We start from the raw sequence: 15,892 nt of genomic DNA, 5'->3' as shown, positions 1-15,892 counted from the left end.
GCTACCCCGCCACGGATTGTGGTCGGTACATTGCAGTGGTGACTGAGGGAGAGGGGAGACTGGTCGCGGAGCGGTATCGCCTGCGACGGTCGCTCGGTCGGGGTGGGATGGGTGTCGTCTGGCTGGCGCATGACGAGTTCCTCGACCGCGAGGTGGCGGTCAAGGAGATCCGGCCCGGTGGGCGCGAGCTGCGGGCCGAGGACCCGGAGGTGCGGCGGGCGCTGCGGGAGGCGCGTGCGGCGGCGAAGCTGAGCAAGCATCCTGGGATCATCACCGTGCACGACGTGGTGACCGACGGTCGTGGTCTGCCGTGGATCGTGATGGAGCTGCTGGCCGGCCGCTCGCTGAGCGAGACGCTGGAGAGCGACGGGCCGATGTCGGTGGACCGGGCGGCGCGGGTCGGCGCGCAGGTGCTGAGCGCGCTGGACTACGCGCACAACAACGGTGTGCTGCACCGGGACATCAAGTCGGGCAACGTGATGTTGGTCGACGACCAGGCGGTGCTCACCGACTTCGGCATCGCGGTGATCGACGGGGACTCGGTGCTGACCGCGACCGGGCAGCTGCCGGGGGTGCCGGAGTACATCTCGCCGGAGCGGATCCGGGGTGAGGAGGCGTTGCCGGCGGCGGATCTGTGGTCGGTGGGCATCATGCTCTACGGCATGGTCGTCGGCCGCACGCCGTTCCACCGCGGGGACGTGCAGGCCACGCTGGGCGCGGTGCTGTCGGTGGAGCCGGATCCCGATCCGAAGGTCGGCCGGCTGGCCCCGGTGATCGACGGGCTGCTGCGCAAGCGGCCGGCCGAGCGGATGACCGCCAGGAACGCCATCGAGAAGCTGACCGAGATCACCGCGCTGCCCTCGGCCGCCCCGCTGGGGATGCGGGTCCGGCTGGAGTTCCCCACCCGGTCGGACAATCCGGCGGGTGATCTCACGGTCGCCGACGAGACCGTGCCGAGCACCCGCACCGAGGCGCCGCCGTTCATGCCCCGGTCGCATACCCCCGTGCCGGTCGCGCCGGACGCGCCGACGCTCGACCCGAGGCCCTACCCGCGCCGGCAGCCGGCGCGCCCACCGCGGTCGGCGCGCGGTCCGCTGATCGTGGCCGCCGCGGTCATCGTGGTGGCCGCCGTGGTGCTGACGGTGATCCTGACCAACCAGTCCAGCGAAGGCCAGGGCAGCGCGGCGAAGCCGAGCAGCACGCCGCGCGCCACACCGATGATCGAGTCGGATGTCCCGCTGGAGAAGCAGTCGGAACGGCTCGGCTTCGAGATCGACGTGCCGGTCGGCTGGGCGCGCAGCTCCTCGATCGACGGCCCGGTCAGCTCCGTGGTCTGGACGAGCGAGCCGACCGATTCGTGGGTCGGTCCGCTGACCGTGGTGGTGCGGCGGGACACCGACAAGCCCGGGGTGTCGGCCCGCGACTTCCTCGACGACGAGGGCGCCAGCCAGCGTGCGCGCCAGGGGACCATGGACTACGAACAGTCCGGCCCGGACGGCAACGACACGTCGGCGGATCTCGTATATACCTTCAATCGGGGCGGATACCACTACCACACGCAGACCAGGGCGATCACCTCTGGCGCGGTTTATCAGTTGACGTTCTCGCTGTATGCCAGCGACGCGAAAACCCTGGACGAGCAGTGGGCGGCGGCCGAACCGTTGATCAAGAAGATCCGGGGCAGTTTCCTGCTGAGTTAGTTCTCGGGGTGCGGATGACGACGCGGGCAGCGAGGTTGGGGACCGGTCCCCAACCGTCATGACTAGCATCCCGGTTCGTGTCCAACAAGCACGCGAGCCGGCCGTTCATCCTGCTCGCCGTTCTGTCCGCGGTGGTCGTGGCCGCGATTGTGGTCGGCGTGACCCAACCGCTGTCGGCCGCGCAGTTCGCCAACACCGGCCACTGGGTCTACAACTCTCTCAAGGGCATTGTGTTCCATGTAGACGGTGCGACGGCCAACATCGACGCCCAGCTCCCGTTGGACGCCGACCAGGGCAGCCAGGTCCTGCAGAGCGACACCAGTGGTTTCGTGGTCGGACAGAACCGGATCACCGAGTTCGACAAGGCCTCCCTCGAGGAGGAGCAGTCGATCGCGCCGCCGGCCAAGGAGACCCCGCTGGGCATCGAGGTCGTCGGCGGGCCGTACGCGGTCTACCGCGAGAGCGGCCACATCGTCCGGCTCGGCGACCCGGCCGCGTCGATCCCCACCGACGGCCCGATCGGCGACCCGGTGGTCACCGAGGACGGCACGCTGTGGTTCCACCGCGTCGGCAGGAACCAGATCTGCACGGTCGAGCTGGATGGGGTCACGCTCGCCGGCTGCCCGGTGTCCGCGCAGCCCGACCACCCCGGCGCGATGACCATCGTGGGCGAGCGGCCGGCCTTCCTGGACCTGTTCACCCGCACGCTGCACACCATCGACGGCGACACGCTCGACCAGGGGGTCGAGCTCGGTGTGCCGCTCTCGCCCAACGCCCGCCCGGCCGCCAGGGACACCGACGGCCGGCTGGCGATCCTGGACCAGGGCCCGGCGCAGAGCAGCCTGGTGCTGGTGGACCTGCGGACCTCCCCGGCCACGTCGAAGACGGTGACGCTGCGCTCGGGTGACTTCGACGGCCCGGTGTCCACCGGTGAGGTCATCGCCCTGGTGGACCGCCAGCAGGGCACCGTGCTGACCTTCGACACCGACGGTGAGAAGAAGGACGAGAAGCCGCTCAAGGACAAGGACGGCGAGCCGCGACTGTCCCAGGGCGAGGACGAGCGGATCTACGTCGAGGACGCCGACGGCAGCCAGGTGCTGGTGGTTGACGAGGACGGCGACGTGACCGACGTCGACGTGGTCGGCAAGCCGGCGACGCCCAAGCCGGACGCCAAGCCGGAAGGCACGCCGGAGCGGGGTCCGGGGGTGCCCGACGAGACCGACGCGCCGGACGAGGACGCCCGAGGGCCGGCCGGCCCACCGCCGGTCAATCCCCGCCCACCCGACGAGGAGACGGTCACCCCGCCCCCGCTGCCGCCAAGCCGGCCCGGCGCGCCGCCCGGGGTCACCGCCCGGCCGGGACAGGGCTCGGCGACCGTCACCTGGGGCGCCGCGGCGGACAACCGCGCCCCGATCACCGGCTACGTGGTGTCCTGGCGGGGAAGCAACGGCCAGACCGGGTCGGTGACCGTCGGCGGGGGCGTGCGCAGCGCGCCGGTCCCCGGCCTGACCGACGGCGTCCGCTACGTGATCTCGGTGGCCGCGACGAACCGGATGGGCGCCGGCCCGGCCGCGGCGGCCGCCCCGGTGACCCCGACCACGCCGGTCTCCCCGGCCGCGCCGCCGGTCAACCTGGTCGCCACCTTCGACGTGGACGACCGGCCGACCAGGACCGTCACGCTCACCTGGGACCAGCCCGCGCTCGGCGGCGGCACGCTAGTGCACTACCAGGTCAGCGCGACCGGCGGCCGGCCCATGGAGACGGTGACCGCGACCACGCACGAATACCCGAACGTGGAGGCGACCGAGGTCATCACGTTCACCGTTCGCGCGGTGACCAAGTCCCCGTCCGGGCAGACCCTCGTCGGCGCCCCGGCGACGGCGACCCACGAGGACGAGGTGCCAACTCCGGTGGTCCAGATCGCCCAGGGCGGGGAGTCCAGCACGGGCAACTGCGGTCCCCCGAACTGTTTCTGGGTCAACGCCACGATGTCCGGGTTCGAGGCGAACACCAGCCACCGCATCAGGTTGAGTTCACAGGACAACGAGAACGTGGTGACCGAGAACTTCACCACCGACGCCAGCGGAGCTGGCACCTACAACCAGCTGAACTATGACGTGCCGGGCAACCAGGTGTGGGTCTCGGTGGAAACGTCAAGCGGCTGGATCGAGTCCGACCCGATCACCTGGGAGGGCGGGACCCGGATGGCGCCGGCCATCAACCTGAGCAAGGGCCCGCTCACCGAGGACCACTGCGGGGAGTACGACGGCTGCGCCTGGATGTATCTCGTGTTGTCGGGCTTCGCGCCCGGGACCGAGTACCTCTTCATCCCGCACAGCGACCGCGAGGGCGGTTACTTCAACGAGGGCCACACGAAGACGACCGACGCCGACGGCGGCGGCGATCTGGAGGCCTTCGCCTACGCCGGTCCCGGCGAGACGGTCTGGGTCACGGTGGACGTTCCGGGTTACGGCCCGGTCGAGTCGAATCCACTGGTGTGGTGAGTGTTGAGGGGGAAAGGGAAATCGTGAATCAGACACCCGGTCAGGTGTACGAGCGGATCGCCGCCAACGTGCAGCGGGTCGTGCGCGGCAAGCCGCAGGTCGTCCGGCTGGCCGTGGCCGCGCTGTTCTCTGAGGGACACCTGCTCATCGAGGACGTGCCGGGGCTCGGCAAGACCACGTTGGCGCGCTGTCTGGCGCGCAGCATCGGCGGTAGCTGGAACCGCATCCAGTTCACCCCGGACCTGCTGCCAGGCGACATCACCGGAGTGCAGATCTACCACCAGAACGAGGAGAAGTTCGCCTTCCACCAGGGCGCGGTGTTCGCGAACGTGGTGCTGGCCGACGAGATCAACCGCGGCACGCCGAAGACCCAGTCGGCGCTGCTGGAGGTGATGGCCGAGCGCAAGGTGACCGTCGACTCGGTGCGCCACGAGGTGCCCCGGCCGTTCCTGGTGATCGCCACCCAGAACCCGATCGAGATGGCGGGCACCTACCGGCTGCCCGAGGCGCAGCTGGACCGGTTCCTGATGCGGTTGCGGATGGGCTACCCGGACCGGGCGTCCGAGGTGATGGTGGTGATGAGCGACTGCGCCGGGGTCGACCCGGACGAGCTGCCGGCGGTGGTGGACATCCCCACGCTGCGGGCCACCGTGGAGCAGGTGCGGGACGCACGGATCGACCACGCGGTGGTCGACTACGCGGCCAGCATCACCTCCGCGACCCGGCAGCACTCGGAGGTCAGGTACGGCGCGAGCCCGCGCGGCACGATCGCGCTCGTCCGCGCGGCACAGGCGATCGCGGCCACCTACGGCCGGCCGTTCGTGACCGTGGACGACATCAAGGAGGTCGCGCACTCGGTGCTCGACCACCGGCTGATCCTCAGGCCGGAGGCCGAGCTGCGCCAGCGCACTGGCGAGCACATCGTGACCGACCTGCTGGCCGAGATCCCGGTCCCGGTCGCGGTGACGAGCCCGCAGGGAGCCTGAGCATGCGGCTGACCCGGCGTGGTGGGTGCACCCTCGCGGCCGCGGCCGTGCTGGTGACCCTCGGGCTGGTCGCGGGGTACCCGGTGCTGGTCACGCTCGGCGCGGTCGCGGTCGGCGCGGTGGTCGCCGCGCTGCTGGTCGCCGGGCGCAAGCCTCGGGTGGAGGTCATCCGGGAGCTGTTCCCCGACCGGGTCGAGCGGGACGCGCGGGCGGTGATCACGTTGCGGGTGCACAACCCCGGCTCGCGGCGCCAGGCCGGGTTCATCGCGGTCGACCGGGTCGGCGAGGACCGGGTGACCGTCTCGGTGCGACCGCTGGCGGCCGGCGCGGAACAGCCCTATATCAACGAGTTGCCGACCAGGCGGCGCGGCCGGCACGAGGTCGGGCCGCTGACGCTGTTCCGGGCCGACGCGCTCGGGCTCGGCCGCTCGGAGCTGTCCCTCGGCGACCTGGCGACGCTGTGGGTCTACCCGCGCACGCACGCGGTCCGGGCGCTGGCCGGCGGGCTTCCCCTGCACCACCACGACGGCGAGGCGACCGAGACCTCGCCGCGCGGGTCGCTGGACCTGCGCGAGGTGCGGCCCTACCAGCCCGGCGACGAGGTCCGTCACCTGCACTGGAAGGCGACCGCGCGCACCGGGCAGCTGATGATCCGCGACTACGCCGACCCGCACCAGCCGCGGTTCACCGTGCTGCTCGACGACCGGCCGGAGATCGGCGGGCCGGACTTCGAGGAGGCGGTGGAGCTCGCGGCCTCGCTGGTGGTCGCCGCGGTCAACGCCGACCACCGGTGTCAGCTGGCGACCCCGAACGGGGTCGACGTGGTCACCACCTCGGGGCCCGACGCCATGCCGAGGTACCTGGAGGAGCTGTGTGTCGTGACCCAGGCCGAGCGGACCGGGCTGCCGTTGGTGCCCGGCGCGCTGGCGGGGGCGGGCGGCGGGACGCTCGTGGTGATCTCCTCGGTGGTCTCGGCCGCTGACGGCGCGGCGCTGGTCGGGATGCGACCGAGATACGGAGATGTGATCGTGCTGGCGATCGGCCGGGGCACGCCACCGGTTCCCGGGGTTCGGGTGCTTGGCGCGCCCACCGCCGTGGACGCCATTCGGCAGTGGCAGACGGTGATCGCGTGAACCGGGGACTCGCGATCTGGGTACTGCTGGCCACCGCGGTGCCGGGGATGTTGTTCGCCCCGGTGTTCGACGTGTGGGCGCTGGTGGCGCCGATCGCCGCCGTGCTGGTCGCCTGTTATCTGGTTTTCGAGCTGTGTCAACGGTTTCCCGCGCTGCGGCCGTGGCGGCCGGTGCTCGCGCTGCTGGTCGGCGCGCTCGCGTTGGTCGAGGTGGCGTTGTTCGACACCACGATCAGCGGACTGCCCACAATGGACAGCCTGCGGGCGCTGCTCGCCGGGGTGACCGACTCGTGGGAGCTGACCCTGCAGTCGACCTGGCCGGTGCGCCCGGAGGCCGAGCTGCTGCTGTTCGTGCCGTTGCTGGTGTTGTTCACCGCCATGATCGGCGTCGAGCTGCTGCGCTGGCCCGCGGTGGCCGCGTTGCCCAGCCTCGCGCTGTTGTTGGTCAGCCAGGCCTTCGTCGCGGTGTCCGGCGCGGTGGCCACCGGCGTGGGGCTGGTCTACGCGGCCTGCCTTGCCGGGCTGTTCGTCTCCCGCGTGCGCACCGCGGTCGCGCTGACCGTCGCGCTGAGCGTGGTGGCGGGGGCGGCCACCGTCGTGGTGCAGACCGGATCGGCGTACTCCGTGCAGCGCAACCAGTCCGCGCACGTGCCGCTGAGCAGGCAGGTCAACCCGCTGAGCGAGCTCGCCGGCCGACTGGCCGACCCGGACGCCCCGGTGTTCAGCTACACCAGCGACGTGCCGGTCGACCGCTGGCGGATGGTGGTGCTCGACGCCTTCGACGGCGTGCGGTGGACGGCCAGCGACCAGTTCCGCCGGCTCGGCGCCGAGGTCGGGCCGCCGGCCGAGGTGACCGTGCCGACCGAGTCGCACACCGCGCGGCTGACCGTCCCCGACGGCGAGCGCTGGCTGCCGAGCCAGGCCATGCCGGCGTCGGTGACCGGTGCCGCGCCGCTGATCGTCCAGGACACCGGCACGTTGCTGCTGGCCGAGCCCGGCGGGCAGCTGGAGTACGACCTGCGCTGGTGGGAACACGCCGGCGACCTGTCCGGCCTGGCCGACGCGGCGGTGTCCGCCGACGTGCCGCTTGGCGACCTCGGCGACGTGCCACCGGAGGTCATCGAGCTGGCGCACAAGGCGACCAGGGAGGCGCGGCCGACGTTCCGTACGGCGCTCACGCTGGCGCAGTACCTCAGCGACAACTACAAGGTCGCCACCGGCGACTCGTTGCCGACCGGGAGCGGCTGGCCGCAGCTGCGGGAGTTCCTGCTCGGGGACAAGCGGGGGACCAGCGAGCAGTTCGCCGCGTCCTATGTGGTCCTCGCGCGGATCGTCGGCATCCCGGCGCGGCTGGCCGTCGGCTATCGCGCCCCTGGCGGGCCGGGCGACGGCGAACTGGTGGTGCGCAACGAGGACGTGCTCGCCTGGCCGGAGGTCGCGGTGGACGGGTTCGGCTGGGTGCCGCTGGACCCGGTCGGCACGGCCAGCGGTGCCGGGGCGGCGCCGTCCACACTGGCGGAGGCCACGGCCAGGGCGCGGGCCGAGTTGCCGGCACCGGACAAGGAACTGCCCGACCCGCCGGTGGCCGAGCCGGAGCAGGACACGGCCGGCGGTCCGGGGTTCGACGCCTGGCCGGTGGTGCTGTGGGGCGCGGCCGGTCTCGGTGCGCTGATGGTGTTGCTGGTGCTGGCCATTCCGGTGGCCAAACTCGTGCGTACCGTGCGGCGCAGGCGGTTCTCCGGCACCCGAGGGGTGGTCGGCGCCTGGTGGGAGGCCAGGGACCTGTTGGCCGCACACGGCGCGCGGATCACCCCGGGGATGACCGCCCGCGACCTCGCCTCGGTCTCCGACGGGTCCGTTGTGGACAGTCTGCAGCGGTTGGCGGTTCAGTTGGACCTGGCTTTGTGGTCCGGTTTCGGGGCCAACGACGGCACGGTGGCGGCGGCATGGACGGCGGTGAAGGAGATCCGAGGCACGCTCGCCAGACGGTCGTTCGGCGCCCGCCTGCGGGCGGTGTTCGTGTTCCGATGAACCACTTGCTTGGCAGTGGCCCGGTGGCCGAGGTGTACGCCGTCGACGGCCGCGCGCTGAAGGTCTTTCCCGGCAAGTTCGACCGGCGCACGCTGGCCACGATCGAACGGGAACGGGTCAAGCTCGCCGACCTGGCGGTGCCGGTACTGCCCTTCGACGGGATCGAGGTGCTCGGCGGCAGCCGGCACGCGCTGCGGATGGAGTTGTGCGTCGACTCGCTGGCCAGCCGGGTGCGCCGCGACGGGCCGCTGCCGTCGGAGGAGGTGGCCGCGCTGTGCGCGTCGCTGTCGCACGCGCTGGCCGCCGTCCACGCGCGCGGCGTGCTGCACGGCGGGGTCAGCCCGGCGAACGTGCTGTTCCGCGCGAACGGCATGGCCGTGCTGGCCGACTTCGGGGTGGCCCAGCGGCAGGAGTTCCGCCGCGACGCGCTGGCCGGCATCGAGTGGGTGTCGCCGGAGTCGTTGCGCTCGGGCGAGCGGGCGGCGCCGACCGACGTGTACGGCCTCGGCGCGGTGCTGCACTTCGCGCTGACCGGGCAGTCGCCGCATCCCAAGCGGATCGGGGAGCCGACCAGCGAGCGGCTGCTGCGCGTGCTCAGCGATCCGGTGCCCGCGATCAGCCGGCCGGATGTCCCGGTTGGACTGTCCACTGTGATCGGTCGAATGCTGGCGCCCGATCCGCAGCTGCGCTCGTTGCCGTCCACGTCCGAGGTCACCGCCGAGCGCGCGCCCGCCAGGTCCGGGCGGGGCCGCTGGTACGCGACGGCCGCGGCCGCGGTGGTGGCGCTGGCCGTCGTGCTTGCGGTCGTGCTCTGGCCGGCCGACCCGCCACCGGAGACGCCAGCGGCGGCGCCCCCGCCGATCACCAGGACGGCGGGCACCGTGGTGGAGCTGCACGCGCCGACCGACCTGAAGGACCGGGTGGAGCTCACCTGGACGGCCAACGACGACGAGCTGTACTTCGCCGTCGTGTACTGGGAAGAGGGCGAGCCGGAGCGCGAGCCGGTGGTCGCCAAGTACGGCCACACGATGACCGTGCCCGTCGATCCGGCGCCGGCGAGCAGGTACTGCTTCCTGGTGCGGGGCACCAACGGTCCGGAGATTCACGAAAGCCAGACCAGGTCCGTACGAGGCGCGGTCTGCCACGAGTAAGGAGGCCGGTGTGGAGCGGGAACTGCAGCACTCGGGTGGCCTGCTGCTGCCCAAGGGACACGACAGTCTCGCGCGCGGCGTGGCGCGCGCGGTGCCGGGGTCGGTGCACGCGCTCGCCCTCGGCGGTGGGTACACCGTCGGCCCGCGCGAGGGTCGAACCGTCTACTTCGGACGCAACCGGCCACTGGTGCACGTCTGCATCGGCGAGGACGACCAACAGGTCAGCCGCCGACACGGCGAGCTGACCCACTACCGGGGCCAGTGGTGGTTACGCAACGCGGGCCGGCGGCCGATCCGGTTGCCGCGCGCGCAGTGGCTGTTCGCCGAGGAGGGCGCGATCCCGCTGGCCGAGGGCTACACCCCGCTGCACGTGCCGGGCTCGCGTGACCGCGAGCACCTGCTGGAGATCTACGTGACCGGCGCGGACGGCGACCAGCCCCGGTCGCGCCACGGCGACGACACCGACCCGCCGCAGCCCTACGCGCTCAGCCAGGACGAGAAGCTGATGCTGGTGATCCTCGGCCAGCACTACCTGCTGCGCGAACCCAACCCGAAACCGTTGACGTGGAAGGAAGCCGCCCGCCAACTGGCCGAGCTGCGGCCGGAAGCGGAGTGGACGCCCAAGAAGCTGGAGCGCCGGGTCAGCGGCGTGCGCGACCGGCTGTCCCGCCGTGGCGTGCCGCAGCTGACCAGGGAAGAGGTCGGCGAACCGGTCGGCAACACCCTCAACGACAACCTGCTCCGCGAACTCGTCCGCTCCACCGCCCTGACCCCCAAGGACCTCGACCTCCTCGACTGAGGCCCCGCCGCCCGGGCCCGCCCACCGCAGCGAAGGGCTCCTTCACTGCGGTAGACGCAGCGAAGGGTCCCTTCACTGCGGTGGATCGAGTAGGCGCCAGGTGGTGAGGGCGAGGTTGGCGCGGAGGAGGCCGGTGGGGGTGGTGAGGTGGATGCCGGTGGTTCGGCTGAGCTGGTCGAGTCTGCGGGCGACGCTGCTGTGGTGCAGGTGGAGCCGGGTGGCGGCCTGGCGAACCGAGCCGGTGGCGCAGTAGGCGTCCAGCGTGTCCAGCTCGTCGGGGTTGGCGGCCAGGGCGGCGATCGCGGCCACGTCGGCGTTGTCCCGTACGACCTCCTGGGGCACGTCGGCCAGCAGCGTCAACGCGCCGAGGTCGGCGTAGTGCACGACCGGTTGGCGCGCGGTGGTGAAGCGCAGCGCGGTGCGGGCCTCCCGCCAGGACAGGTCGGGACGCTCGGCGGCGCCGATGCCCGCGCGGACGCCCGCCGGCAGCGTCGCCGGGTCCATGGCGGCGGCCAGGATGACCCCGACACCGGCCAGCGGGGCCGCCTTCACCAGCCGGGCCGGGCAGACCGCGCTGGCGATCTGGTCGAGCGGCAGCGCCGAGCGCACGGCGAGGACCCGGACCGGCGGCCCGGCGGCGAACCCGAGCAGCCGCAGCGCCCGCGCCCTGGCCGCCTCGTCGCCATCGGCGCTGATCACCAGCTCGACCAGAGCCGGGTCGGCCATGGTGGTGCGGGCGGGGGCGTAGCGCTCGACGACGGTCGCCGCGGCGATGGCCAGCCGCTCGAGCAGCGTCTCGTCGAGCGCGCGCGGCTCGGTGGGGCGTTCCAGCCAGACGGTGCCGATCTCCTCCTCGTCGAGGGTGATCGGCATCGAGGTGGACGCTGGTTGGTGCGGGGCGTCGGTCTCCCCGCCGTTGGGCGCGACCCGGATCGCCTGGCCGGTGCCGTGCAGCCGGATGCCGGCGACGCACTCGGCCAGGCTGGCCGACGCCCTGGCCAGGGCCGGCAGGTCCACCCGGCTGCGCATCAGGGTGTCGTAGAACATCACCACCCTGATCGCGCCCTCGGCGTGCGCGTCCAGCTGTGACAGTCGTTGGATCAGGACCTCCATCCTGCCGAGGGTAGGCGACGATCGGCGCGCAAATCGGCGGGATGCCCGACGGGTGGCGGGTGATCTCGGGGGCGGCGGTCCGGAGTATGGTCGGCATGGATCCCGAACTGGCCGCATTCGTCCCGCTGTTCCCGAAGGCCGACCTGACCGACCCGCCCGCCGCGCGCAAGGGCATGGCCGCGCTGGCGGCCGGGGTGCCGACGCCGGCCATCCCCGGCCTGGAGATCACCGACCACACGGTGCCCTCCGAGCCGGACGTGCCGGTGCGCGTCTACCGCCCTCGGGACGCGCAGGGCGGCGCCATCATCTGGCTGCACGGTGGCGGCTGGGTCATGGGTGACCTGGACACCGAACACCCGTGGGCCACCCGGCTCGCGGACAACTCCGGCGCGGTGGTGATCTCGGTCGCCTACCGCCTGGCCCCGGAGAACCCGTTCCCCGCCGCGCTTGACGACGTCTACGCGGTACTGACCTGGGCCGCCGACAACGCCACCGAGCTGGGCATCGACCCGGCCAGGATCGCGGTCGGCGGGCACAGCGCCGGTGGCGGGATCGCGGCCGGGGTGGCGTTGCGGGCGCGGGACCAGCAGGGGCCGGCGATCTGCTTCCAACTGCTCAACGAGCCCGGCCTGGACAACCGGCAGGTGACCTGGTCGGCGAGGAACTTCACCGACACGCCCTGGATGACCAGCGAGAAGGCCGCCACCGCGTGGCGCCACTACCTCGGCTCGTCGCCGGCGACGCCCTACGCCGCGCCCGCGCTGGCCGAGGACCTGTCGGGCCTGCCGCCCGCCTACATCGCCGCCGCGGAGTACTGCCCGAACCGGGACGAGAACATCGCCTACGCGCAGCGGCTGCTGCAGGCGGGGGTGTCGGTCGAGCTGCACCAGTGGGCCGGCACGTTCCACGGGTCGCAGGCGATCGTGTCCGCCGAGGTGTCCCAGCGGCAGCTCGCCGCGCTCGGCGCGGCCCTGCGCCGCGCACTGGTGCCGTGAGCGGTACCGCCGGGCTGCTGCGGCCGTTCGCGGGAAGTTTCGCGGTCGTGGTGATCCTGCAGGTCATCGGCGCCATCGCGGGGTTGGCGCCGCTGCTGGCGGTGGTCGAGCTCGGCCGGGTGCTGCTCGCGCCAGGTCCCGTCGATGAGGACCGTGTCTGGTTCGCGGTGCTCGTCGGCGCGACCGGGCTGTTCGTCCGGCTGGTGTTCACCGCCGCGTCGGCCGGGGTCGGGCATCTGCTGGACGGCCGGGTGCAGCTGGCGGTGCGCCGGCGGCTGGCGGCCCACCTCGGGCGGGTGCCGATCGGCTGGTTCTCCCGGCGGCGGACCGGTGAGCTGGCGAAGGTCGTCGGCGAGGACGTGCACGCGGTGCATCCGTTCATCGCCCACAGTCCGGGGGAGTTGGTGTCCGCGTTCGTGGTGCCGGTGGTGTCGCTGGCCTATCTGGTCACCGTGGACTGGCGGCTGACGCTGATCACGTTGGTCCCGGTGGTGCTGGCGGTGGCGCTGGTGCCGCTGATGATGCGGCCACCGCGCCTGCGCGAGCAGGAGGAGTTCGACGCCGCGATGGGGCGGATCTCGAGTTCGGTGGTCGAGTTCGTGCAGGGGATCGCGGTGGTCAAGGCGTTCGGGGAGTCCGGGCGGGCGCACCGCAGGTTCACCTCGGCGGTGGACGGTTTCGTCGAGGTCTTTCTCCGGTGGGTGCGCGGTATCTCCGGGATCGCCGCGGGGATGCAGTTGGCGTTGTCGCCGCCGTTCGTGTTGTTGGTCGTGCTGCTCGGCGGTACCTGGCTGATCACCAGCGGTGGGCTCGCGCCCGTCGACCTGCTGCCGTTCCTGGTGCTCGGCCTGGGATTGACCGCGCCGGTGGCCGCGCTCGGCCACGGTTTCGACGAGCTGGCCGCCGCCCGGCGCGCGGTCGGCCGGATCCGGGACGTGCTCGCGGTGGCGCCGCTGCCCGAGCCGGCGCGGCCGGAGTCGCCGAGGGGGCATCGGGTCGAGCTGCGGGGGGTGCGGTTCGGCTATGCGGACGGGCACGAGGTGCTGCGCGGGATCGATCTGGTGCTGGCACCGGGGACGGTGACCGCGGTCGTCGGGCCGTCGGGCAGCGGGAAGTCGACGCTGGTGCGGCTGCTGCCCCGGTTCTTCGACCCGACGAGCGGTTCGATCACCCTCGGCGGGGTCGAGCTGCGTGCACTGGGCAGCCGGGCGTTGTACCGGACGGTGTCCTTCGTCTTCCAGGATGTCCGGCTGGTGCGTGCGTCGGTGCTGGACAACATCGCGCTCGCGGTGCCAGCGGCCGACGTCGACGCGGTCGTGCGCGCGGCCAGGCTGGCGAGGATCCACGACCGGATTCTCGAGCTGCCCCGGGGCTACGACACAGTGCTCGGCGAGGAGACCGCGTTGTCCGGCGGCGAGGCGCAGCGGATCTCGCTGGCCCGCGCGCTGCTCGCCGACGCACCCGTGCTGGTGCTCGACGAGGCGACCGCCTTCGCCGACCCGGTGACCGAACATGCGCTGCGGGACGCGCTGGCGACCCTGCCGGCCGATCGCACGATCCTGGTCATCGCCCACCGCCTGGAGACCGTCGCCGACGCGGACACCGTGGTGCTACTGGAAAACGGCACCATCGCCGAACACGGCCCGCCGGCCACCCTGCTGGCACAGAACGGAAAGTTCGCCGCCTTCTGGCGAAGCCGCGAACGCCCCGAATGGTCCATTCAGGACGTTGAGCGTCCCGAATGCCCCATTCAGGGCATTGCCGGCCGTGGGGGAGAGCGATGATCTACACGTTGACCAGGATTCTGGGGCGCGAACACGCCCGGCCGGTTCGGCGCACCATCGCGCTGATGACCTCGGCCGCGATCGCCGAGGGCCTGTCCTACGCACTGCTGGTTCCCGTGCTGGGTGCCCTGTTCGGGTCCGATCCCGCGGCCGCCTGGCCCTGGCTCGGTGCCTTCGGGGCCGCGGTCGCCGGGTACGCGGTACTGCGCTACCGCAGTGATCTGGCCGGCTTCCGCGTCGGCAGCACCATGCTGCGCGGCCTGTACTACCGCTTCGGCGACCATGTGGCCCGGTTACCCATCGGCTGGCACAGCGCAGGCCGGGTCGGCGAGGTCTCCGTGCTGGCCGGCCGCGGCCTGCTGCAGGCGATGAGTGTGCTGGCGCATCTGTTGGCACCACTCATCTCCGCCTGCGTGACTCCGCTGACGATCGTCGTCGTGCTGCTCGTGGTCAGCTGGCAGCTCGGGCTGGCCGCGCTGGCCGCCGCGCCGGTCGTGGCCATGATCCAGGTCTGGACCAGCCGCGCGACCGCCGCCGGCGACGCGGACACCACCGCCCGCGATCAGGACGCCGCCGCGCGCGTCATCGAGTACCTCCAGGCCCAGCCGGTCCTGCGCACCGGCGGCCGGACCGAGGAACGCTTCCGGCTGCTCGACGACTCGCTGCGCGCGGTCCGGCGCGCGTCCCGCCGGGCGACGCTGGCGACCCTGCCCGGTGTCGTCGGCCTGACCATCGTGGTGCAGGCGATGTTCACCATGGTGCTGGTCCTGGGCGCCGTCCTCGCGCTCGGCGGGCACCTCGGCGCGGTGGAGCTGCTCGCGGCGCTGGTCCTGGCCGCCCGCACCGCCGACCCGCTGCTGTCGCTGGCCGAGATCGGCGGCAGGCTGCGCGGCGCGCGGTCGGTGCTGGCGCGCCTGGACGCCATCCTGGCCACCGAGCCGCTGCCAGAACCGCCCGACCCGGTCCAGCCGCGCGGCCACGACCTGGAGTTCGAGTCCGTCGTCTTCGGCCACGGCGATCGCACGGTGCTCGACGGCGTGTCGCTGTCCGTGCCGGCGGGACAGCGGATCGCCGTCGTCGGGCCGTCCGGCGCCGGCAAGAGCACGGTGCTGCGGCTGCTCGCCCGGTTCCACGACGTGTCGGCCGGCGCGGTGCGCCTTGGCGGGGTGGACGTGCGGTCGATCGCCACCGACGTGCTGATGTCGCGGGTCGCGATCGTATTCCAGGACGTCTACCTGTTCGCCGGCACGATCGCGGAGAACGTCCGGCTCGGCCGCCCGGACGCCGGCGAGGCCGAGGTCCGGGCGGCCGCGACCGCCGCGCGGCTGGACGAGGTGATCGACCGGCTGCCCGGCGGGTGGGCCACCGAGGTCGGTGAGGGCGGCGCGCTGCTGTCCGGCGGCGAGCGCCAGCGCATCTCGATCGCCCGTGCGCTGCTCAAGGACGCCCCGGTCGTGCTGCTCGACGAGGTGACCTCCGCGCTGGACCCGGTCAACGAGGCGGCCGTGCACGACGGGATCGAGCGCCTGCTGGTCGGCCGGACGGTGGTGCTGGTGGCCCACCGGCTCCTGGCCGTCGAACGGGCCGACCGGGTGGTCCTCCTCGACGGCGGCCGGGTGGTGGCCGATGGCGGCCACCACGAGCTGCTCGGTCGTGGTGGCCGCTACGCCGACTTCTGGCGCGCCGCGACGGGGTAG

Annotated in this window: 11 protein-coding genes; 10 read left to right on the top strand and 1 reads right to left on the bottom strand. The window is 72.6% G+C overall.

Features of this window, described 5'->3' with window-relative positions:
* Window positions 1-38: 38 nt before the first annotated feature.
* The 7 genes from ACYVIP_RS26390 to ACYVIP_RS26360 all read left to right on the top strand — a co-directional run bounded on the left by ACYVIP_RS26390 (window position 39) and on the right by ACYVIP_RS26360 (window position 10,303).
* Window positions 39-1,700, top strand: coding sequence for a serine/threonine-protein kinase (locus ACYVIP_RS26390; RefSeq protein ID WP_460400990.1), 1,662 nt, complete (start codon window positions 39-41; stop codon window positions 1,698-1,700).
* A gap of 77 nt (window positions 1,701-1,777) precedes the next feature.
* Window positions 1,778-4,204, top strand: coding sequence for a fibronectin type III domain-containing protein (locus ACYVIP_RS26385; protein WP_460400988.1), 2,427 nt, complete (start codon window positions 1,778-1,780; stop codon window positions 4,202-4,204).
* A 23-nt stretch (window positions 4,205-4,227) separates the two neighbouring features.
* Window positions 4,228-5,190 carry an AAA family ATPase gene (locus ACYVIP_RS26380; protein WP_460400986.1) on the top strand — a complete coding sequence of 321 codons (963 nt, stop codon included), beginning with the start codon at window positions 4,228-4,230 and terminating at the stop codon, window positions 5,188-5,190.
* Window positions 5,191-5,192: 2 nt separating this feature from the next.
* Entirely contained in the window at window positions 5,193-6,323 is a 1,131-nt protein-coding gene (locus ACYVIP_RS26375; protein WP_460400984.1) for a DUF58 domain-containing protein, read from the top strand.
* On the top strand, window positions 6,320-8,353 hold the full coding sequence (locus ACYVIP_RS26370) for a transglutaminase family protein (protein WP_460400982.1): 2,034 nt from the start codon (window positions 6,320-6,322) through the stop codon (window positions 8,351-8,353). The genes ACYVIP_RS26375 and ACYVIP_RS26370 overlap by 4 nt, the downstream gene beginning before the upstream one ends.
* Window positions 8,350-9,504, top strand: a complete 1,155-nt coding sequence (locus ACYVIP_RS26365) for a serine/threonine-protein kinase (RefSeq protein ID WP_460400980.1) — start codon at window positions 8,350-8,352, stop codon at window positions 9,502-9,504. The genes ACYVIP_RS26370 and ACYVIP_RS26365 overlap by 4 nt, the downstream gene beginning before the upstream one ends.
* A gap of 10 nt (window positions 9,505-9,514) precedes the next feature.
* Complete coding sequence (locus ACYVIP_RS26360; protein WP_460400978.1) at window positions 9,515-10,303, top strand: FHA domain-containing protein; 789 nt, start codon at window positions 9,515-9,517, stop codon at window positions 10,301-10,303.
* Between the two features lie 72 nt (window positions 10,304-10,375).
* Here ACYVIP_RS26360 and ACYVIP_RS26355 read toward each other — a convergent pair whose 3' ends face one another.
* Window positions 10,376-11,416 (bottom strand): helix-turn-helix domain-containing protein, encoded by a 1,041-nt coding sequence (locus tag ACYVIP_RS26355; protein WP_460400976.1) that lies wholly within the window; start codon window positions 11,414-11,416, stop codon window positions 10,376-10,378.
* Between the two features lie 95 nt (window positions 11,417-11,511).
* Between ACYVIP_RS26355 and ACYVIP_RS26350 the strand changes: the two genes are divergently transcribed.
* The 3 genes from ACYVIP_RS26350 to ACYVIP_RS26340 are packed head-to-tail and all read left to right on the top strand — an operon-like array spanning window position 11,512 to window position 15,892.
* Window positions 11,512-12,411, top strand: a complete 900-nt coding sequence (locus ACYVIP_RS26350; RefSeq protein WP_460400974.1) for an alpha/beta hydrolase — start codon at window positions 11,512-11,514, stop codon at window positions 12,409-12,411.
* Window positions 12,408-14,195, top strand: a complete 1,788-nt coding sequence (locus ACYVIP_RS26345; RefSeq protein ID WP_460400972.1) for an ABC transporter ATP-binding protein — start codon at window positions 12,408-12,410, stop codon at window positions 14,193-14,195. Before ACYVIP_RS26350 ends, ACYVIP_RS26345 begins: the two co-directional genes overlap by 4 nt.
* Window positions 14,192-15,892 carry an ABC transporter ATP-binding protein gene (locus ACYVIP_RS26340; RefSeq protein ID WP_460400970.1) on the top strand — a complete coding sequence of 567 codons (1,701 nt, stop codon included), beginning with the start codon at window positions 14,192-14,194 and terminating at the stop codon, window positions 15,890-15,892. Before ACYVIP_RS26345 ends, ACYVIP_RS26340 begins: the two co-directional genes overlap by 4 nt.

Source organism: Actinophytocola sediminis (genome assembly GCF_054779715.1).
The sequence above is the reverse complement of the archived record's forward strand: the minus strand, read 5'-3'. Positions and strand labels throughout refer to the sequence as shown.